Origin of the sequence: Arthrobacter sp. NtRootA1 (genome assembly GCF_019976975.1) — a bacterium.
Lineage (GTDB): Bacteria > Actinomycetota > Actinomycetes > Actinomycetales > Micrococcaceae > Arthrobacter > Arthrobacter aromaticivorans.
This window is the reverse complement of record NZ_AP024630.1, coordinates 2,384,687-2,406,266: the sequence shown is the minus strand read 5'-3', so window position 1 is coordinate 2,406,266 and position 21,580 is coordinate 2,384,687. Positions and strand designations below refer to the sequence as shown.

Annotated in this window: 15 protein-coding genes and 1 pseudogene; 8 read left to right on the top strand and 8 right to left on the bottom strand. The window is 60.9% G+C overall.

Translation table 11 applies throughout. The annotated features are described in order from the left end of the window. Positions 1-101 precede the first annotated feature (101 nt). The 4 genes from LDN90_RS10750 to LDN90_RS10735 form a co-directional block, all read right to left on the bottom strand. Positions 102-2,225, bottom strand: coding sequence for a 3-hydroxyacyl-CoA dehydrogenase NAD-binding domain-containing protein (locus tag LDN90_RS10750; RefSeq protein ID WP_223949046.1), 2,124 nt, complete (start codon positions 2,223-2,225; stop codon positions 102-104). 86 nt (positions 2,226-2,311) lie between these two features. After that, a complete protein-coding gene (locus LDN90_RS10745; protein WP_223949045.1) occupies positions 2,312-3,523 on the bottom strand; it encodes an acetyl-CoA C-acetyltransferase in 1,212 nt (403 codons plus the stop codon). A 91-nt stretch (positions 3,524-3,614) separates the two neighbouring features. Continuing rightward, on the bottom strand, positions 3,615-4,871 hold the full coding sequence (locus LDN90_RS10740; protein ID WP_223949044.1) for an acyl-CoA dehydrogenase family protein: 1,257 nt from the start codon (positions 4,869-4,871) through the stop codon (positions 3,615-3,617). After that, complete coding sequence (locus LDN90_RS10735) at positions 4,865-6,364, bottom strand: AMP-binding protein (protein WP_223949043.1); 1,500 nt, start codon at positions 6,362-6,364, stop codon at positions 4,865-4,867. The genes LDN90_RS10740 and LDN90_RS10735 overlap by 7 nt, the downstream gene beginning before the upstream one ends. 92 nt (positions 6,365-6,456) lie before the next feature. Here LDN90_RS10735 and LDN90_RS10730 point away from each other — a divergent pair. The 3 genes and pseudogenes from LDN90_RS10730 to LDN90_RS10720 all read left to right on the top strand — a co-directional run. Next, positions 6,457-6,561 (top strand): annotated as a pseudogene (locus tag LDN90_RS10730) (IS110 family transposase); the annotation flags it as partial. A gap of 1,230 nt (positions 6,562-7,791) precedes the next feature. Then, positions 7,792-8,649, top strand: a complete 858-nt coding sequence (locus LDN90_RS10725; RefSeq protein WP_263426285.1) for an aldo/keto reductase — start codon at positions 7,792-7,794, stop codon at positions 8,647-8,649. 99 nt (positions 8,650-8,748) lie between these two features. Beyond that, positions 8,749-10,854 (top strand): beta-galactosidase, encoded by a 2,106-nt coding sequence (locus tag LDN90_RS10720; protein WP_223949041.1) that lies wholly within the window; start codon positions 8,749-8,751, stop codon positions 10,852-10,854. 644 nt (positions 10,855-11,498) lie between these two features. On the opposite strand, the gene LDN90_RS10715 is transcribed toward LDN90_RS10720, so the two are convergent. The 3 genes from LDN90_RS10715 to LDN90_RS10705 form a co-directional block, all read right to left on the bottom strand. After that, complete coding sequence (locus tag LDN90_RS10715) at positions 11,499-12,941, bottom strand: sugar porter family MFS transporter (protein ID WP_223949040.1); 1,443 nt, start codon at positions 12,939-12,941, stop codon at positions 11,499-11,501. A gap of 27 nt (positions 12,942-12,968) precedes the next feature. Further along, the gene (locus LDN90_RS10710; protein ID WP_223949039.1) at positions 12,969-13,934 is read right to left on the bottom strand and encodes a sugar phosphate isomerase/epimerase; all 966 of its coding nucleotides are present in this window, start codon (positions 13,932-13,934) and stop codon (positions 12,969-12,971) included. Positions 13,935-14,057: 123 nt separating this feature from the next. Further along, positions 14,058-15,059, bottom strand: coding sequence for a LacI family DNA-binding transcriptional regulator (locus LDN90_RS10705; protein ID WP_223949038.1), 1,002 nt, complete (start codon positions 15,057-15,059; stop codon positions 14,058-14,060). Positions 15,060-16,520: 1,461 nt separating this feature from the next. Between LDN90_RS10705 and LDN90_RS10700 the strand changes: the two genes are divergently transcribed. Continuing rightward, positions 16,521-17,015: a site-specific integrase gene (locus tag LDN90_RS10700; protein WP_223949037.1), complete on the top strand. Its 495-nt coding sequence runs from the start codon at positions 16,521-16,523 to the stop codon at positions 17,013-17,015. Next, on the top strand, positions 17,012-17,386 hold the full coding sequence (locus LDN90_RS10695; protein ID WP_223949036.1) for a hypothetical protein: 375 nt from the start codon (positions 17,012-17,014) through the stop codon (positions 17,384-17,386). Before LDN90_RS10700 ends, LDN90_RS10695 begins: the two co-directional genes overlap by 4 nt. An 82-nt stretch (positions 17,387-17,468) precedes the next feature. On the opposite strand, the gene LDN90_RS10690 is transcribed toward LDN90_RS10695, so the two are convergent. Continuing rightward, positions 17,469-17,609, bottom strand: a complete 141-nt coding sequence (locus LDN90_RS10690; RefSeq protein WP_223949035.1) for a hypothetical protein — start codon at positions 17,607-17,609, stop codon at positions 17,469-17,471. Between the two features lie 822 nt (positions 17,610-18,431). Between LDN90_RS10690 and LDN90_RS10685 the strand changes: the two genes are divergently transcribed. The 3 genes from LDN90_RS10685 to LDN90_RS10675 all read left to right on the top strand — a co-directional run bounded on the left by LDN90_RS10685 (position 18,432) and on the right by LDN90_RS10675 (position 21,320). Next, the gene (locus tag LDN90_RS10685; RefSeq protein ID WP_223949034.1) at positions 18,432-18,860 is read left to right on the top strand and encodes a helix-turn-helix domain-containing protein; all 429 of its coding nucleotides are present in this window, start codon (positions 18,432-18,434) and stop codon (positions 18,858-18,860) included. An 801-nt stretch (positions 18,861-19,661) separates the two neighbouring features. Next, positions 19,662-20,075 (top strand): tautomerase family protein, encoded by a 414-nt coding sequence (locus LDN90_RS10680; RefSeq protein WP_216923424.1) that lies wholly within the window; start codon positions 19,662-19,664, stop codon positions 20,073-20,075. Between the two features lie 381 nt (positions 20,076-20,456). Next, positions 20,457-21,320, top strand: a complete 864-nt coding sequence (locus LDN90_RS10675; protein ID WP_223949033.1) for an alpha/beta hydrolase — start codon at positions 20,457-20,459, stop codon at positions 21,318-21,320. Positions 21,321-21,580 lie beyond the last annotated feature (260 nt).

Genomic DNA, 21,580 nt, shown 5'->3' with positions numbered 1-21,580 from the left:
CGATCGTATCTACTGGTGCAATTGGTCAAGGCGTAGTATCGCCGTACATTTCGCCACCTCAAAATATGTGCCAACCCGGACTGCGAGACCGGTTACCGCATTCATGGTGCGGGGTGGAATGTCTTGCCATTGACCCGTTCTGCGGCGCCCACTCTGTCCAGGTAGGGGGTGATGCCTCCGAGGTGCATGGGCCAGCCGGCGCCTGTGATCATGCAGAGATCGATGTCCTCAGCAGTCGGGACCACGTCCTCTTCCAGCATGAGTCCGATTTCCTGAGCAAGCGCGTCCTGGACGCGGACCAGGACCTCCGTGGAGTTATTGGGGGTCTGCCCGAAATGGAGAAGGTCGAGCGTCGGTTCCGGGACGGACTGCGTACCGTCAGGGTTTCTGACCCATAGGGCATCGATGCCCTGGTCGATGAGCCTCTGTTGGTTCGCCGAAACCCGGAACCGATCGCCGAATGCGGCGTGGAGGGACTCTGTCACGTGCTGGGCTGTTTTGATTCCGATCATGGCGAGCAGATTGAACGGGGTCATGGGCAGGCCCATGGGTTTCAGCGCCTTGTCTGCAATTTCGGGGTGAGTGCCCTCGTCGAAGGTGTTAATGACCTCCCCTATCAGTCTCAGCAGAATACGGTTGACGACGAATCCCGCGGAGTCATTGACGAGGACGGGGGATTTCCTCAACTGTCGGGCGAGTGCGAATGCCTTGCCTAGAACTTCGTCGCTCGTCTTCGGAGCGCGCACGATTTCAAGCAACGGCATGGCGGCAACCGGGTTGAAGAAGTGGAAGCCGATGACGCGTTCCGGGTGCCGAAGATCTGCCGCCATCTCTGTCACGGATAATGAGGAGGTGTTTGTCGCGAGGATGCATGCGGGCGAAACTATGGCCTCCATCTCAGCGAAGACTTGTTTCTTGACTGTCATGTCCTCGAAGACAGCCTCGATGACCATGTCGGCGTCGGCAAACGCTTCCTTGGACAGGGACCCAGTCAGAAGTGCAGTTGTGCTCTTGGCGGAGTCCTCTGAGATGCGCCCGCTGCTGAGCAGCTTGTCGACTTGAGCGTGAACGTAGGCGAGGCCCTTGTCCACGCGCGCTTGGTCAATGTCCGTGATTACGACTGGAATTTCGAGTTCACGTGCGAAGAGCAGGGCGAGCTGGGTGGCCATCAGGCCGGCGCCTATAATGCCGATTTTTCTGATCGGTCGTGCAGGGGTCGATTCTGATGCGCTGACGGACTGTTTGGATTTCTTCCGAACGACGTCCAAGAGGGCATACACGGTAGCCCGGAACTGCGGTGTGTCCATGAGCTCGGCCAAGGCCTCCACTTCAGCCTGGGCAGAGTCCCCTTGCGTAAAGTACTTTCCCTTATCCAGCAGGTCCAGCACTCTGGCTGGGGCGGGAGCGGCATTTGATGTCTTACGCTCAACGAAGGCCCGGCCCCCGGCTACGGCCGCGTCCCAGTCGGTGTCATCGTAATTGGTTCGTTCGGCCCGCCGCGCGGCTACGGCTTCAACGGCAGTGGCATCGCTAAGAATGGTTCTTGCCCACGCCAGGGAGTCCGCCAGGAAATTGGACGAATCGAAGATGGCGTCGGCAATGCCGAGCGCGAAAGCGGCCTTGCCATCGAGCGTTCGGTTGTTACTGAGCGGATTTTCGATCATCACCGTAACGGCGTTCCTCGGCCCGATCAGCCGTGGCAGACGGTAGACGCCGCCCCATCCGGGCACGAGTCCGATGTAGGCCTCGGGAAGAGCGATGTTGCTGGCACCGGCGGAGACCGTGCGGTAGCTGGCCGCAAGAGCGAGCTCAAGACCGCCCCCTAGCGCAGCTCCATTGATGAATGAGAATGTCGGCACGCCCAGCGAGTCCATGACTGCGTACACCTCATGGCCGAGCCGGGCCATGAGCGTCCTGCTTTTGTGGTCTTTCAGGGACCGCATCGCGAGGAGATCTGCGCCTGCAGCGAGATAGTTGGGTTTTCCGGTGACACCGACTGCGACGACCTCCCCGGCTGCTGCGCGTTCCTTGAGCTGGTTGAGCCGGGTGCCCAGTTCAATCAGTGTGTTGGGCCCCAGCAGGGTGGGCTTCCCGTCGACGTTGTTGTCCAACGTGATCAGGGCAAAGGTGCCTACTCCGGCCAGCTGGATGTCGCGGAGTTGAGGATAGGAAACCGCCTCGCCCGGGAAAAGATCGGCTAGGGCCTTGAAGTCGGAAAAATTCAATTTGATTGTCCTGTCTAGGATCTGAGTTGGGGTAAAGAGTGCGTTGGGCGGCTCAGTGGGGGATTTTTGATGGGGCAACTCGAGTGTCAGTCACCGGTTAGGTTCTTGATGATTAGGGCATCTCCCTGACCGCCCCCGCCGCATAGAGCGACCACACCCGTTCCTCCGCCGCGACGTTTGAGTGCAAGAGCCTGGTGCAGCACAAGTCGGGCACCGGAAGCGCCCACGGGGTGACCGAGCGCTATTGCCCCGCCTTCAGCGTTTACTCGCTCGGTCTCAACGCCAAGGTCCCGCGCCGACTGGATCACGACGGAGGCGAAAGCTTCGTTGATTTCGATCAGGTCCAGCTCAGCGGCCGTGATCCCTTCGCCCTTCAGCGCCGCTTCGATGGCCCGTGAGGGCTGTGAGTGAAGGGAGCCGTCGGGGCCGGCCGTCTGGCCGTGAGCTCCGATCTCAGCAATCCATTCCAAGCCCAGGGCCTCTGCGGCTGACTTCCTGGCAATGACGAGGGCAGCGGCACCATCGGACAGGGGCGAGGAAGACCCCGCCGTGATGGTTGCGTGCTGGCCCTTGGCGAAGGCAGGCGTGAGCCGGGACAAAGCCTCAAGTGTGGTCTCCGGACGGATGCCTTCATCGTCGGAGAGTGTGATGGCAGGCCCTTTGCGCTGGGGTACGTCCAGCGGAGCGATCTCCTCGGCGAGGATACCCGACGCCCGTGCCGCTTCGGCGCGCTGGTGCGAGCGGACTGCCACCTCGTCCTGGTCCAGGCGGCATATCCCCCGGCCAGGATTGCCCGCATCTGTGGCCCCGCCCATGAGTTGCCCGTTGAAAGGGTCTTGGAGGCCGTCATGGTTCAGTGAGTCCAGTAAGGGGGTATCTCCGATGGCAACGCCAGAACGGAGTCCCGTAAGCAGGTGCGGTGCGTTTGTCATGGATTCCTGGCCTGCGGCGACCACGAAGTCGGCTTCGCCCGCACGGATCATCCTGGCGGCGTCAATCACGGCCGTCAGCCCTGAAAGGCACAGCTTGTTTATGGTGACGGTCGGGACGTCCCAACCGATTCCGGCGGTGAGGCTGGCCTGCCGGGCAGGCCCCTGGCCTGCGCCGGCCTGAAAGACCTGGCCGACGACAACGGCCTCAACCTGATCCGCACGCAGGCCCGAGCGTTCCAAAGCCGCGCGGATGGCGTGGGCGCCAAGTGCACTGGAGGAAAGGGTCGACAGGGCGCCATGGAAACGGCCGAACGGTGTACGGGCACCAGCGAGAATGACGGGAATGTTCGAGTTGGAAGAGCTCATGGAAGGCCTTTCAGGGCAAGGAAGTCAGGGCAGATAATGCGTGTGTTGGTGGTGGGGCCGGCAAGCGCGGAACTGGTGAGATGCGGGCTGTTCAGTTGAACGCCGAGATGCCGGTGATGGATCGGCCAATGATCAGGGCCTGGATGGACTCGGTGCCCTCATACGTGTGGATTGCCTCGATATCGGCCATGTGCCGGGCAACACGGTTGGTAATGAGAATGCCGTTGCCGCCCAGCAAGTCGCGGGCGTTGGCGGCCACGGAGCGGGCCGTGCGGGTGCAGGTGAACTTGGCAAGAGAAGCCTGCGCAGGTGTGAGGGCGCCGGCTTCGTCCAGTCGTGTCATTTGCACGACCATCAACTGCATGGTGGCCAGCTCGCTCTGCATCCTGGCCAGACGTTCCTGCACGATCGCAGACGCGGCGAGCGGACGGCCGAACTGCTTGCGCTGCGCGGCGTATTGGACCGCAGTTTCATAGCACGCAGTGGCATGACCGACGGCGGACCAGGCGACGCCGAGACGCGTGGCCACCAACACCCGTGAGGTGTCCTTGAACGAATTGGCATCGGGGAGCCTATTGCTGTCCGGGACAAAGACGTCCTCCAACCGGATGTGAGCCTGCCAGATCGCCCGCAGGGATGCCTTCCCCTCAATCGTGGTCGCCAGGTACCCGGGTGAGTCCTGGGGCACGAGGTAGCCGTGCACCTGCCCGTCGTCCCCGCGGGCCCACACGACGGTGATTCCGCCGATTGAGCCGTTGCCGATCCACTTCTTCTCGCCGTTGAGCAGGAAGCCGCCTTCCGTGGCTGTCGCCGAAGTTTCCAGACCCACGGAGTCCGAACCGTGGGTAGGCTCTGTCAGCGCGAAGGCTCCGTGCTGCTGCGCCCTCGCCAGCGCGGGAAGCCACCGGTTCTTCTGCTCGTCCGAGCCGCAGTAAGCGATGGACCTCAACGCCAGACCGCCCTGGACAGCGACGGCGGTTCCGATGGAGCCATCCCCGCGGCTGAGTTCCATCATGACCAGCCCGGCGGCCATCTTGCTCATAGGGGCGAAGCCGTCCAAATTGACGCCGTCCCGGAGCAGGTCAAGCTCCCCCAGCCGCTTGACAAGATGCAGTGGATAATCCCCCCGCTCCCAGTACCCGGCGATGACGGGCAGGACCTCCTCTTGGACGAACGTCCGGGCGCGTGCCCAGAAAGTGCCATCGGCACCCGAGATGTCGCTGAACACTCCAGCCGGGTCTGTCGTGGGAGCCCCGGTGAGCACATAAGCGGGCTCAACGGTTCCCGCCGGGAAGATTCCGAGGCCGGCATTAGAGCTCTCTGTTGCCACAGACGAAGGAGTCAGCATGACGTCAGCCCGGCTTTGACGATCTTGCCGACAGAGTTCTTAGGCAGGGAGGCAATGATGACGAACTGGCGGGGAACCTTGAATTTGGCCAGGGACGCCAGGCAATGCCGCTCCAGCTCGGCAACATCGAGCTGCCGGCCCGGGACCGGCGCCACGTAAGCGACGGGTACCTCCCCGAAGAGCGGATCGGGGAGTCCGACCACGGCGGCTTCGAGCACATCGGGATGCTGGTAAAGCACGAACTCAATTTCCTTCGGGAAGATGTTCTCGCCGCCCCGGATGATCACGTCCTTGATCCGGTCGACGAGGACCAGGTACCCGTCCTCGTCGAGATAGCCCACGTCGCCTGTATGCAGCCATCCGTCGTGGAGCACTTTCGCTGTCTCCCCCGGGCGCCCGAGGTATCCACGCATGACGTTGGCCCCCTTAATGAGGATCTCTCCATGTTCCCCCTGTTTGGCCGCGGCACCGTCCATGGTCACGATCCGTACCTGTTGCCCGGGCAGCACCGGCCCCACCGTGCCTGCCTTGCGGGATCCCCGCAGCGGGTTCAATGTTGAGGCAACCGATCCCTCCGAGAGGCCGTAGCCCTCAACGACAGGTACGCCGAATCTGTCCTGAAAGCGCTCGAGGAGATCGGTAGGCATCGGCGCGGCTCCGCACACGAGAAAGCGCAGCGATGAGGTGTCCACTGCCCGGGTGGTCTGCGCCTCAAGCATTGCGTACATGGTGGGGACAGCAGAGAAGAACGTGGGCCGTTCCGCTTCCACGACGTTCCAGAATGTCTTGGCATCGAACCGGGGGGCGATAACGACTGTGCCGCCGGCACCCAGGACTGACAAAACCCCGATCAGCAGCCCGTTGCTATGAAACAAGGGGAGGACTAGAAGGCTGGTGTCCTGGGCGTCGATTTCCAAATGCGTGGAGATGGACGTCACCATTGCCGTGATGTTGCTGTGGTCCAGGACGCAGCCTTTGGGTTTTCCAGTGGTTCCGGACGTGTAGATGATGAGAGCAAAATCCTCTGGTTCTGCCACCGCAACGCTCGCAGGAGCGTTGTCCGGATCAGCGGGTGAGCCTGTGTGGATTGTGAAGGCGTCGATGTGGGTCTTTTTCAGTCCGGCTGCAAGGTGCCCAGCCCGTTCGTCCCCGATGATGACCTTGGCTTCCGAGTCCTGGAGTTGGTAGATGACCTCCGGGTCTGTCAGTGCCGGGTTCATCGGCGTGAGGGCAGCTCCCAGGGACCAGGCGGCGAACATCGTCGTGACGATCTCGGCGCAATTTGGCAGCAAAATGGCCACCACGTCGCCCCGGGACACGCCGCTGGCGGCAAGGCGGGCCGCAAGGGCAGCCGTGTCCAGAGCGAAGGTAAGGTTGTCCAACGAGCGGTTCTGGTCGCGGATGCATTCGCCCGTTGGATCTTGGCGTGCCCTTGCAAAGGGGACACTGACAAGCACGGAAACGTCAGTGTTTTGAGCCTGTTCGATAGTCATCGCTTCAGAATAGGAAACGGCGCAGCACTTGGCTTCGTCCCCCGAGGACAAGCACGGAATGAAAGTTCGTCATCCGTGAACAGATCCTGGGCGCATGGTCCCACCCCGGACGCGTCCACTCCGAAGCCGCGTCATATGCCCTTCTCCATCCCGCCTCTTTCGGGAAAACTGTCCGCCATCGACTCAACCGAGGCGGTGCTGAACCGCGCCCTACACCTCCACCCGCAGATAGTGGGATCGGGGTAGAAACCGGAGAGGATCGGCTGTTCGGCCCCAGACACGACGGGGCGGCTGCCTGATGGTTGCGCTGTTCCGGCGCGGAGCGCGTCAGACATGGACTACGGTAATTCGCGTCTGGGAAGCCCACTCTTCGTCTGATCGGGCACAGAGCCACTCAGGGTTTCGTGCGCGGCTTCCACATCGACATGCTGCGAGCGACTGTTAGATGGAAACCATGGACGCCGCGGTGAAGGCAACTGAGTACGGCTTGACGTGTTTGCTACGCCAGCGGTCGAAAATGGGGAGGCATCGCTGTCTTGGAAGACTGCCGTGAGGAAGTCTTCGACTTCGTTGCTGCTTTCCAGCGCGCCAGCCGTAGGTGCCTTGGAGGGATTGGACGTGGCGTTAGAGTTGCCGCCCAGATTGGGGAAGATGTTGTTTGGTGACTTGTCGGCACAACCCTCGTGGAAAGAGTTCACTCCATGGTCCTTTCGACTAAGCCTTCGGCGAGTTCCGCGATGAGATCGCATCGAGATTGATGATTGTTCATACAGAGGCCGGGTGCGTGGACATACGTCATACTCCCTAGCTCGGATATCAGGAGACATCTGCCCGAGCTGATTGTTTAATAACGTCGCCGGACAACGTTGCACATAATCATAGCCGAACCAACAGCAACCGCCCGAATTACGCAGCTGGGGCCCTGGCAGCGCACCAAACTCGGTCCATTACCGTCCGAGTGTCTGGCTCTTAGGCTCACGTCCATCTCAAAGACACCCCCGAATACGTTCCCAGGGAACTCGATTTAGTCGACACGGTCGGGTTGAACCTCACTAGTCTCGCCTGACAGCATCATCGCCTCTCCTGAGAGACCAATTGCCATGACGATGCCCATGTGACGGCTGCGAAAGCACAGACACTTGGGGCACGATGACTGCGGCAAAGGCAAAGTCAAAGCGAGATCTTGCTCCGGGAGCTTGCAACAGATATCGTTTCGTAAAACGTTGCACACGGCTGTCGCCGACAACTAGTAGCTGCCTTCATCATCGGCGTAGCCGGCTGCGATGCCAGCCCGATCCACGACTTTCGTTGTGCCCGCAGACCTACCAAGACGCGACGGCCAAGGGTGACGGACGGCAAAATTCGGAGGTTTATGAATGAGAAGAACGAGATTACCTAGCGTAGGGCGAGAGGTTACCCACCTCTGCGTGGGAACGAGTCCCCTTGGCTCCGCAATGACGTTCGCCTACGGGGAAGCGGTAGATGACGCCAGCGCCAGTGCCACCATCAATGCTGTGTTGAACAGCAGCATCCGGTTTCTCGACACTTCGAATGCCTACGGGGAGGCTGAGCGTCGCATCGGAGACGTGCTGAAGTCACGAGGTCTGCCGGACGACTTCGTCGTTGCCAGCAAGGCGGACCCCATGGGTAACGACTTCAGTGGCGAGAGGGTGCGTGCATCCTTTGCAGAAAGCACCTCCCGACTCGGATTGGAAAGTCTGGATCTGTTCTACCTGCACGACCCGGAAATGTTTGATTTCTCAGACCTCACAGCAAGGGGCGGCGCCGTCGAGGCCTTGGTGAATCTCAAATGCGACGGTCTCGTGCGCGGGATCGGCGTTGCAGGGGGCAACCTCGACGTGATGCGTCGGTATGTCGACCTCGGAGTTTTCGACGTCGTCCTGAACCACAATCATTACACCCTTCTCAACAGAACCGCCGAACCGTTGATCAGCCAGACTCTGAATGCCGGTGCCGCATTCATCAATGCCGCCCCCTACGCCAGCGGGTTTCTAGCAAAGACATCCGGGGCCACGTACCAGTATGGGGCTCCCTCCGAGGACGTGGTCCGCAAAGTCGAACGCCTGCGGGGGCTGTGCGACGACTACGGCGTTTCACTTCCCGCGCTGGCATTGAGGTTCTCCACACAAAACCCGCGCATTAGTTCAACAATCGTCGGGGTCTCGCGTCCAGATCGTATCCCCGAGCTCGTATCGAATGATGCGGCAGAAATTCCTGATGCCATTTGGTCCGATGTTGAGAACATCCTTGAAATTCAAAGCTGACCTCCCAAATCCGAAGCACACGGCCAAGTAATTCTTCTGGCGCTGCGGCCTCCTCAGAGCATGCCTCCATGCCCGTCTCCTTAACGAAAGAAAGATCTCATGTCTGAACGACCCCGCAAAGTGCTCTTCGGAGCAGCCTATTACCACGAATACCAACCCTCACCCCGCCTCCAGGATGACCTCGACCTCATGGCGGCAGCAAACATGACCGTCATCCGCGTAGGTGAGTCCACTTGGTCCAAATGGGAGCCAGAGGATGGCTGTTTCGACCTTGAGTGGATGACACCAGTTCTGGACGGCGCGCATGAACGGGGCATTTCGGTGATCTTGGGGACGCCGACTTATGCGATTCCGATGTGGCTGGCACGCCGCTACCCGGAAATCGCGGCTGAAACCAGTACCGGCCGGCCACTTGGATGGGGAGCACGCCAGGAAATGGACTACACCCACCCGGCCTTCAAGTTCCACGCAGAACGCGTCATTCGCAAAATTGTCGAGCGGTTTTCGAAACACCCGGCCGTGATTGGCTACCAGGTTGATAACGAACCGGGCTTACGCTCCTTCCATAACCGCGGGGTCTTCCAGCGGTTCACAGACGAACTCCGGCATCAGTACGGAACGGTGGAGAACCTCAACAAGGAATGGGGCTTGGTCTACTGGTCCCACCAACTCTCTACCTGGGCCGATCTCTGGACCCCCGACAACAATGCACAGCCACAGTACGACCTCGCCTGGCGTCGATTCCAAGCCCGCCTCACTACCGAATTCCTTCAATGGCAGACTGCCATCGTCCGCGAATACTCGACGCCGGAACAGTTCGTCACCACCTGCATCTCGTACGACCTACCTTCCCAGCACGATCAGGACGTGACACGCGATTTCGATATCACGGCCGGCAACCCCTATTACGCCATGCAGGACGCTTTCGCCATCCCGTCGTCGAGTAACACATCCCAGGGCTGGGCCGCCGGGGGCGCCTGGACACTTTTTCGGAGCGGCGACAGGATGTACTCATCCAAACAAGCTCCTTTCCTGGTCACTGAAACCAACGCCGGCGCTATCGGGGGTTCAGAAATGCACTACCCTGCATTCGACGGACAGTGGCGGCAGGCGGCTTACGCACTTATTTCCCGCGGCGCCGAAATGATCGAATACTGGCACTGGGCAAGCAACCACTGCGGCACAGAAACGTACTGGATCGGCGTCCTCCCACACGACCAGAAACCCGGACGTGTCTACCGCGAACTGGCGCAACTGGGCGCGGAGCTTAAAGCAGCCGACAAAGCGCTGGTCGGCCTCACCCCGGACGCAAGCATCGGCATGATCTACTCCAATGACTCCAAATGGGGACTGGCCGGCCAGCCCTGTTTCGCGAACGAAGCCTCAATTGGAGGAGACGAACGCTCCTACGAGAAAATCTTCGACGCCTTCTACCAAGGAGCCTTCCATGCAGGGGCTCCTGTCCGCATCATTCACGACCGGCAGATCGCGGGAGGTGAAGGCCACGCTCTCGATCCTGCCCAAGTGGCTAAAGAATTGCCCGTCCTGATCGCTGCCGGCCTGTTTATTGCCGATGACGAATTGCTGGACTGGCTACGAGCCTATGCTGACGCCGGCGGACACCTCGTGCTCGGCATGCGCACCGGATACGCCGACCACGAGTCCCGAGCCCGGCTCGAAACAAAACCCTCCCGACTCGCCACACACGCAGGTGTCAGTTACCAGGAATTCTCGCAACTCGATATCCCGCTCGCCCTGGAACCCACTGTGGGTTTGCAACTCTCCACAGAAAGCCGTGCAACGCGCTGGGTCGACTATCTCGAGGAGCACGAGGCCACAATCCTCGCTAGCTACCGACACCCCCAGTTTGGTCGCTACCCCGCCATCGTCACCAAGGCAACCGGGTCCGGCCGAATAACCACCATCGGCACCCTGCCAAATACCGAACTGGGCGCCGACATCATCCGCTGGCTTACCTCGGAACAAACTGCAGTCTGGGAAGACCTACCAGAGGCAGTCACCGTTCACTCGGCAACGAACGCCGACCAGAGACGTGTGCACTTCGTACACAACTGGAGCTGGGAACCAGCGACAATTGCCTCATCGGCGCCCTTGGACGACGTCCTCGACCGGAAATTGACCAACTTGACCAAAATCGAACTTGCCGCCTGGGACGTTCGAATACTCATAGAACCCGCCGGTTGAGACCAAGTGGGGGACGCCACTGCGACTCACCGTGGTCGGAACACGGGGAACACCTTGCCGGACGAAAGTTCCATGGAGCCGGGAAATTGCACTGTGCTGGCTAGTCCATTCCGCCGAGCATCGCCTCTGACTCAACCACTGTGAAGCATCCTCAATGAGTATCTTGCCGCCGCAGGTCGCCACGTCGCCATGCAGTGGGGCGATCCGCGGCGCCGCAGGCTGAAGGGTACGGCCGCCAGCGGCAGTCGGGCGGGGCGTGATCCTGCCTAGGAAAAATCCCCTCACCATCGACTGGGACGCCTTCCAGTGGGCCAGCGACACCGAGCAGCAGCTGATCATGTGGTCAGCCGAACCCGGCTCCCCCACCCACGACAAACTCCGCATCCTCAGCTCCTGGATCCAGGCCCCCCTCCACTCAGGACGCGCCGACCGGAAGGACAGAATCATGACCTGGGCGCCACACAACGCTGCGAAAAAACCGGCCATTTACCGCTGCAATTTACAGTTCCTTTCCGGTCTCAAAATGCACGGGTTCGAAAAGAAACCGCGTTCAGCCTCACTGGTTTCCGGTCCACGGCGGTTCGCCTGCTTGGATTTCGCGTGCACTGCCGTGGATTTGTCGACGCTTCGAGTGCCTCCCGGTTTTACTGCTTGGGCAGGGGGATGGGGCCCGTGAAGCGGAGGGTGAGTTCTTCTTCCACTCGTTCGAGCGTGCGGCCCTTGGTTTCTGGAACCGAGCGGATGTAGAAGATCAGGGTCCCGACGTTGATGGCGGCGAAGAGGAAGAACGTGGAGCCTTGGATAGCGTTGATGAGGATCGGGAAGACCAGCGACACGATCGTGTTGGCGGTCCACACGAAGGACACGGCGAGTCCCGTCGCGAATCCACGGATGCGCAGCGGAAAGATTTCCGCCAGCAGGAGCCAGAAGATCGGGCCGATGCATGCCTGCATGAAGAAGAGGAATACCAACATGCCCGCCAGAACGAGGTAGGAGCGCAGCGTCGACTCGGGCAGCAGGAAGAAAATACCAATCAGGGCCAGCGCCAACGTCAGGCCAGCCTGCCCGGTGATGATGATCGGCCGGCGCCCGACGCCCCGGTGAAGCAGATAAATGCCAACCAAGGTCCCCAGGACGGAGACGAGCCCGTTGCAGATGGTGGCGACCAGGGATGCCTGCGTGTCCAGCCCGGTGGAGATGAGGACAGTGGGTGCGAAGTACATGATGCTGTTGACGCCTGTGGTCTGGGACAGGAACGCGATCGCGACGCCCAGGAAGACGAGCTTCCGGACCCACGGTGTACGCAGGTCGCGCCAGCTGCCGTGTCCGATCTTTGCGTCGCACGCCGCCATGTCCTGCATCTCGTCAAGCTCGCCCTCCACCGCTTCGGCCGGCCTCGTCCGGAACAGTGACTTTCGCGCGTCTTCGATCCGGCCCTGGGTGACGAGCCACCGTGCGGATTCGGGGACGAGGAGCATGCCGAGCCAGAGGAGTACTGCCGGCAAGGATGCGAGCACCAGCATCCACCGCCAGATGTCCCCGTCGTGGGCGACTGATCCGAGAATTGCGTTCGAGCTGTAGGCGATCAGCTGGCCGGTCACGATCATCAGCTCGTTCACGGTCACGATCTGTCCGCGCCGTGAGGCAGGGGCGAGCTCGGCCAGGAAAACCGGGACGGTGGCCGAGGCTCCGCCCACCGCGAGACCGAGCACAAAGCGCGCGACGATGATCATGGCGGTGTTCGGTGCCAGCGCGCATCCGATAGCGCCGACGAAGAAAATCACCGCGAGCAGCATGATGTTGCGCTTGCGGCCCTGACGGTCGGACAGCCGTCCGCCGAAGAGCGCCCCAAACACGGCACCGAAAACGAGGGAGGCGGCAACGACACCTTCCTGCGCGGGGTCGAGCCCCAGCCCGCCCTCAGTTCCGGGCAGCGTCATGAAGGGGAGGGCTCCGCTGATGACGCCGGTGTCGTATCCGAACAGGAGGCCGCCGAGTGTGGCGATCCCGGTGATGAGGCCGAGTTTCGGGCCGGCTGGTCCTGCGGTGTTTGTTTTTTGGTAGGCAGGAGACGTCTTCGTCTGCATGGGTGTTCCTTTTGTTGGAGAGGCGTTTCAGATGCGGGCGGGAGCCCAGTCCGGGGTGTCGCGGAGCACTACGGAACGAAGAAGCTCGGCGGACTTGCGGACGCCCTCGCCGGAGTTCACAATTACGTCCTCGTGCTCGATGTTCAGGGGTCCCTCGTATCCGACGGAGCGCAGGGTGTAGATGAAGTCGGCCCAGAAAGCAGCGCCTCCCGGGTGGCCCAAGCCGAGTGTCACGTAGTTCCAGGAGCGTTCCCCGGTCCGGGCCGGGGGAAGGGTGTCCAGGATGCCATTGACGTCCGCGTTGGCCCGTTCGATGCGGGCGTCCTTCGCGTGCACATGGAAGATCGATGACCCCAGCGCGCGGATGACCGCGAGGATGTCCCCGCCCATCCACATGAGATGCGAAGGATCGAGGTTCGCGCCCACTACATCGTCGCCCACAATGTCCTGGAGCCGTTTCATCGTGGCCACATTGAAGACGAGCTGGCGCCCGTGCATCTCAACGGCAAGGCGCACGTTGTGGCGTCGGGCGAAGCCGGCGAGACCCTCCCAGTAGGGCGCCGCGACGTCTGTCCACTGGTATTCGAGGATCTCGAGTGTCTCAGGCGGCCACGACGTGGTGATCCAGTTGGGTGACTTCTCGCCGCGCGCACCGGGGAGTCCGGACATCAGCACGACCGTGGGAACACCCATCTCGGAAGCGACCTTGATCGTGTCGCGCACTACCCGATCGTGGGCCGGTCCGGTCAGGGGATGGAGCTGGTTGCCGTTCGCGTTGAGCGCGCTCAGGGTGAGGCCCCGTGAGCTGATGGTCCGGGCGAGGGCATCGCGCGCCGCAGCGGTCGAGACGAGTTCGTCGAGGCGTGCGTGCGGAGACTCTGACCAGTTACCCGTGGCGATCTCCACAGTGTCCAGGCCGAGCTCGGCGGCAGTATCGAGTACCCTCTCCAGAGGTTGCGAGCCGAGCGAGTCGGTGATCAGGCCGAGCTGCATGAACAGTCCTTTCGTACGTCGTTGTGCGGAATCTAAAGCTTTAGATGGGCAAGCGAGCAGGCCGATCTAAAGCTTTAGATAGCTACATTAGACTTAATGTCCTGACATGACAACGGTTTAGGACTAAGTTGTTTGTCCGCGCACGAATTCCACGGGCAGGACAATCTCGTGATGCTCGTCTACCGGCTTCGAGATGAGGTCAATGACTGTACTGGCGATGAGATGGATCGGCTGCCTCACGGTTGTCAGTCGTGGCGTGATCATCTGGCCCCACGCGATCCCGTCAAATCCGCAGATCGCGATGTCCTCGGGGACGCGCAGGCCGGCGCGCTGCAGTTCGAAGAGAACCTGAATGGCCAGGAAGTCGTTGCCGGCGAAGTAGGCGTCGATGCTTCTATCGCGGAGCAGCAAGTCGGCAGCGACAGCGCCGGCGTCGGACGTGCGGACTTCGCCGAATGCAGCGTGCGCCACTTCGAGGCCCACTTTGGCGGCCTCGTCGATGAACCCGGTACTGCGGCTTTGTGACGTCGGCAGCCCCTGCGGCGGGCCGGTGACCAGGGCACGTCGGCGTCCGAGTGAGCGGAAGTGGCGGGCCGCCATGCGGGCGCCCGCCTCGTTGTCCACGGAGACGGACCCGACGCCAGCATGGGAGGTAATCTCGTCTACGATTACGATCGGCGGACCGGAGTCGAACCGGGATTCAACTTCGAGGACAGCGTCGCTCGTCATGGGGACGTAGATGATCCCGTCCGGGACTTCGTCGAACACTGTGTTGAGGTAGGACACTTCCCGGGCGCGATCCAGCTGGCAATTCATGAGCGAGAGCATCCAGCCCTGACTGCTTGCCGCATTTTCGATGGCCGCGATCAGCTCCGCATAGAACGGGTTAGTCACATCCGGCACCAGAGCCGAGAGGGACCGCGATGCTCCGCGGCGCAGTGCCCGAGCGTGACGGTTCCGCTGGTATCCCAGCCGGCGAACGACTTCCAGGACACGTTCGCGCGTGGCGTCGGCAACCTGTTCTTTCCCTGCCAGCACAAAGCTTACCGTCGCCGTCGACACCCCCGCCTCGCGTGCGACGTCAATGATCCCTACGCGCTTCGCGTTACCCAGGTGAACGGCCACAATGAATCGATCCTACCCCTATCGCAGCTTTGATCCTTGGTGGGGTATCTGGCAACCCGCACGCAGGAACTCCTCCCGAAGATGGGAGAGGTCAAAGAGATTCCCGAACCGCCCCCTCTAACGCTAGCAGCGCTGAGTGCCACTGCATCGAAATAGCGCCGCGGTAGGGCGGAGCAGCCCGCGGCGTCCTGCCAACATTCTGTGGCAGGTCATCACCAACTTCAGCTCGTTGGCCTCCGACCGATCGCCCCGGCCTGCCGAGGCTTTTTGGCGGGGCAATGGGGTAGCCGGCAACAACACGTTTTTGGGGTACAGAAAGTGGTCGGGGCGGTCATAGGTCCGATGGCCCAGCCGCGGGCGGTGGTCTTGGGTTTGCCGGTGGGTGGGCTGCTGCGGATTGTTGGCCGGTCCGCTCCTTTGTCGGCCGTGTGGGAAGAGATCCTCCCGCTACCTTCGGTCACCGCAGGGGAAGCATCCATGGGCACTGATGTCACGTGCGCCCGGGGTGGAACGCGGAGTAGGTGCTGACCGGCTGTCGCGGCACGGTTTGGGCAGCAGGGCCATTTTCACGCTCATGCTCGTCCATGGCGTCGCCGCGACCATGGCGTGGTAAGTGGCTCAACGCATCCCGCTGTGGACGGCCACCTTGGACATTCTCCACATGCCTGGGCTTATTGTTGCAACTGTGAGGTATTGCTGTTCCTCGCTGTTGGCTACGCTTCCGCGCGGAACGTACGCCGCAGGCTGAAGTACGAGACTTGGCGCCAATAGCCTGGGTTGTCGTGATCTGCGCGCGGCGGTGGGACCGGGAACTCCAACGCACGTCCCTCGAACCCATGCCTCAACGGCAAGCGCGCAGAATCCGCCCACGGGAGTCCCTGCGTGGTACCTCCAGCCGAGCGCGACGTTCGTCTTCGAGAGCTGCGCGCTGCAGGGCAGGCGGCCAAAGACAACCCCCGAGCACCCAGACTCCGAGGGCGACGGCTGCACCATGATGGCCGAAGACTGAGGGGCCGGACACCCACTCGGTTTGGAAAGAGAAGTACTTGAAGGCTCTAAAGTCGTGATCCCTACCAGCCCTGAACACTAATCGCTCCCCTTGGAACCGCATTTGAACGAGCCCACGACAGGTTCACGCCGCGCCGCATGAACCAAATGAACGAAGTCACCCAAGGCACCTTCCTGAGGGCCAAACAGTCAGTTACCGTCGCCATTGAACTGCTCAACTGACTTACCGGACACGGCACCGAACTCACAGCCCTAACGCAGGCGCCCCTGGACCGCTGGCAGGCAGAAGGCCCTACGACGAGAGGCATCGCATCACGCTTCCTCGACTGGGCAAGCAAAACCAACCTCATCGATCCCTCCCTGAAGCTGCAACCCCACCGCCGCGGCACCAGCCCCCGACTCGACGCAGCCAAGCAACAAGAAATCGTCCAAAGCCTCACCCGCGCGACCGAGATGAGCCCACGAGACCGTGCGGCCGCGATCCTCGTCCTGGTCTTTGGCCAGCAGGTCTCCGACGTCGTCAAACTCACCTGGGACCACGTCCAGGTCACCGACGAGGACGTCACCATCACCCTCGGGACCGTCGAGATTGCCCTCACGCACCCGCTCGATATGCCCCTGCGCCAGTTGGCTGCCGCTCCGACGCACGATCAGACGGCCACGCGGCCCAACAGCAGCTGGGTGTTCCGCGGCGGCCCTCCCGGAAGACATCTGCGGGCTTCCAGCCTCACCCAACGGCCCAGCACGGCCTTCAGCAGCCGAGCTGCCAGACTTGGCACGCTCCACGAACTCACCAAAGTCGCGCCCGTGGCCATCATCGCCGAAGCCCTCGGATACTCTCCAATCACCATCGAACGCCACGCCATCGATTCCTCGGCCAACTACGCCCAATACGTCGGGTCAGTAGCCAGGGCCCAGAGTCAGAAAGGCTCGTCAGCGGAACAATGAACACCGAAGATGGCCCTCAACAAGGAAGCACCCAAACCATCGCGGCAATTAATCAATTGTGGGGTGGCAGCCTTACCCACTTCGCACTTGATCCCATCACTCAACGCAGCGAGCTCCGGATCCGCGTCCAAGAAATGGGCGTGACGGAAGACTATCTCGTGACCTGCAGTGACGTCGTTGAATGCCGTTTCAGCAGCAACATCCCGGGGCCTTGGTCGTATGCCGAGGTCACCCAGGTCGAAGCTGACTACGATCAGGCTGCGGCGCTTTGGCTGATTGATTTCATGCTGTGGTCAGAAGAAGCCGGAATCTCCATCCGATGCTCACATATCAGTATCAACGATCAACCCCTTGATGTTCCGCGCTGGTAGGCGCTTTCGACTTGCTCGACCGCTTCACGCGCCCTCCCTGCGAATCGCCCTATGTCGGTCGAAGATTCTTAGGCAGTGCCCCCTAAATCCACTGGCCTTCCGCCAGTTCAGACCAGAAATCGACACGATGGCTGGGTGATTTTCGGTCAGGAATGTTGAAGAACTCGCTTTGGAAGTAGGAGACGAGATCGCTGCCGTAGTAGATCACATCAGTTTGATACACGGAAAAACCGGGCTGCCCGCAGGCGCAGGAGCTGCCGGCATGAAACGGTGCGAATAGATGGGGATGAGGGAAGGCATGGTGCGCAAGCGCTCACGTGCTGCTAGGAGGGCTTCCTCAACTTCAGTGGGCCGCTCGCCCCATTCCTCGGGCCAGAAAACATTCTCGCTAACATCAAACAACACGCCATCGCGCGGCCAGTCGAGCCTCTTCTGAACCCCCCTGGGATCGCCCAGCCAATCAATCCACCTAGGGCCAATAGGCATCGCGAGACCCAGAAACCGCGCATGATCAGGACTGAACTCGAACGAAAACTGCTCTTCAACGTCTTCGATTTGCCAAGGCGATAAGCCCGGAGCTAGCGGAATCTTCGCGGCATAGAGAACCTCTATGGCTTCTTCAACTCACGCCATAAATCTAGCCGTAGGGCTACTCGTCCCAATCAACACGTCTCACTGCCAGTCAAAGTACGGGAGTAGAAGTAGCTGCAAGAACTCCCGTCCATCAACGATTCCGACGTTTCCGCTGGTCAGCCGCGCTTTGCTACAGATACGGGCATCCCTGCAGGACAGCGGGCGCGGAAGCGCATCCTTCGTGCGCAAGGGACCTTGCGAATCTGGGCCTTGAGGAACTGGCTGCAGATGAGCGGAGAGCCGGACTCGGTGCGGCGCCGCCCGGCCGCTGGTCCGAGATTTTGATTGAGGCTCATCCTGAGGCAGAACCTCACTCCCGACAGAATTCGGGCCCTTCAGGTATGATGACTATCAAATCAGGAGTTAGTTAGTTAGATCAGTGATTGAGTCGACCCCGGAAGGCGGTGGGACAATGCGCAGCCGAAGCAGCTTTGACGGAATGAAATGCAACGTCGCCCATGCTCTCGATGCCATCGGTGACGAATGGAGCGTGCTGATCATCCGGGACGCCGTCTTCAGGGGTAAGAGCCGCTACGACGAATTCCTTGAAAGTCTTTCCATCTCGCCTACGGTCTTGTCTAAGAGGCTGGCCACTCTGGTGGACTCGGGCATTTTCGAGCGCTCCCTTTACAACGAAAAGCCGCCGCGGTTCGAGTACAAGCTGACCTCCGCCGGCAAGGAGCTCGAGGTGCTGATCAAGGTTTTGGATAACTGGGGATACGAACACGCCCCCAGGCCCGAGGCCGCTGACCCCATCGCGGTCTCAGGCTATGCCCGGAGCGTCATTTCCCGGTGGTTCAGCGAGCCTGTAGCCGCAGTATCAGGCGCCTCCCGCCGGTAGCCGGCGCACCGCACCCGAACAGCATCTGCGGTTGGACATTGCAGAACGAAAAAACAGGCACAGGAGAGCATAAACGACTCGTCGAGCGGCGGAACCCGCCATCGGCACAGCCTGCCGACAATGAGCTACCTCGCTGCCTGTAGACAATTACCGGCAGAGAGCTGGCGCCTCTGCCCATGCGCGAACAGCTGAAGATGACACTGGTCGAGGCGGCAGCGGGCAAGGTCGGCTTCACTTGCTACTCCTATGAATCCCACCCCCATCGGCGCCGTTCACAGCAGTCCGGTCTGCACCTTGCTGGACTCGTCCTTCGGCTGTGCAGACCACATCACAATGCCGGGGCTACACCTCCGTCTGGTTCAAGGTACTAACGCGCCCCGTGGGTGTGGGCAGTGGCGTGCTGACATGTGCCGACATCCAAGCCGGGAAGCGGTGACCTCCGCTCAGAGCATCGGGAGGGATGCCGGCGGAAAACTCGTTGCCCCTGCGCCGCTCCCCCTTGGTCTTCCACTCCGCTAAGCACCAAAAGCCAACCTACGGGATGGTGAACCCGAACCGTTGACAGCCGCGCTGCCACGGAATACTATTGCATGCATCACCAGTGACTACTGAAAATGTAGTGACCATTCGAGCTTCTACCGAGATGCAGCCACGGCTATCTGTTTGGTGTCGCCCGAGCGTTCCCAATCACGATATTCGGCGGCAGTGGCGCCCTCAAGGCCATGTTCCCGTCAACTGTAAATTGGCCAGACGTTCCACCGTCGAAGCTATTCAAGCTGCACAACTACAAAGGAAAACTTTATGCCCATATTCCACGCATATATTCCCGCTCAAAAATTCTCAAGCGAGGAGAAGCGAGCTCTCGCCGATGCCTTGAATCTTGCACTTCACGAAGCGATGGAAACGCCCATGGATGATCGCTTTGTTATCATCAGCGAGCATCGCGAGGATGAGCTCTTCATCCACCCGACGTTCCCGGCCCAAGAAAGATCCGACCGGAGCCTGATCGTGACCGTAACCTTCGGCGACAGTAGGACGACCGAGCAGAAGCGCAGGCTCGCCGAGTTAGTCACGCGCTACTCAGTGGAACGGGTCGGTGTCAACCAAGACGATATAACTTTGCTTATGTATGCCATTCCGCTGGAGAACATGAGCTTCGGCGGCGGTAGCCTGGTTTCTGATATCGACCTTTCGATGCCTTGGGTGGATAAGTAGAAAAGTTCGCGGATATGGCGGCAAGGGCGTCGTTAATCTGGTGCAGGCCGGCGGGATGCGGCCGGCGGCTCCGCCGCCGACGTATCGCCAGGGCCTGCGAAGGCTTCTGCCGCGCAGCAACGCGCTATCGAGGATGTTGTCGCTCGGTGGCGTGTGGGGCGCCGTTGCCACCGCGCCGCGCCTCCCGCAGTCTTCCACTCCGTTAGCTACCAAGTGCCAACCTGCGGGATGTGCAACCATTGACAGCCGCGCTGCGACGAAATAATGTGGCACGCATCACGAGTGACTACTGAAAACGTAGTGACTATTCGAATAGCTATCGAAATGAAGCCAAAGCGATCTGCCCGGCACCCCCAAGCATTTCCAACCTGAAAGGAAAACATGTCTTCTCTGTACGTTGCCGCCCCCGTGCGTTCCGTCGACGTTGACGGCACACAGCTGGCATACCGCGAATTCGGAGACCAGTCGGGCGTTCCGCTGGTCTTATTCAGCCGGTTCCGCGGAAGCATCGACGACTGGGATCCGGCTGTCATCGAACTGCTCTCCCGGGAGCGCCACGTGGTCACCTTCGACAACGCCGGTGTGGGATTCAGCGACGGTGAGGTTGGAGCCAACATTACCGAGATGGCCAAGACCGCCGTCAAGTTCATCAAGACGCTTGGTACTAAGAAGGCCGACTTGCTGGGCTTCTCAATGGGCGGGTACATCGCCCAGCGGATCGCCCTGACCGAGCCGGAACTGGTCCGGAACGTCATCCTCGTAGGTACCGGACCTGGCGGCGGCGAAGGAGCCACCTACCCCGGGCCGGACGTCGCACACTGGGTGAATTCAGTACGTGATCCGGAACTCACCTTCCAGGCCTTGTGGTTCAACAAAAAGCCGACCGGCATAGCCGCAACCCGCGCCTACATGGAACGCATATACACCCCCGAGCGTCCCGAACGCGCCAATGTCACTGCCGAGGCCGGTGCGAAACTACGCGCAGCCATCGTTGACTGGTGGGAAGGCAACGGCTCCACCTTGCCGGAGCTGGAAAACATCCAGCACCCGGTCCTGGTCGTCAACGGTTCCAACGACGTCATGGTACCCACCCCGAACTCCTTCCTTATGGCCCAGCGCATTCCCAATGCCCAACTGATCATCTACCCCGACTCCGGACACGCCTCACTGTTCCAGTACCCGGAAACCTTCAGCGAACATGTCCTAAAGTTTCTCCGGGACCAGGAAAACGGCGGCCTAAAGTGACCCGATCCCCTTCGACATGTCGAGGAGAACATTTTTCGTCACCGGATCGGACGCTGGGAATGGGAATGACCATCGCCAAGGGCTTTCACGCCTGCGGCGCCCGCACGGTCATCTCCCAACATCCAGCAGGACCTTGACTCCGCGGTCGGGAAACTGGGCAGCGAAGACACCGCCGTCGAAGGCATCAAACTTTGACCTTTGGGGTACAGGACACTTTGGACCTGATAGGTGGATCCTTCCTGGAATGGAGACTAACGGCA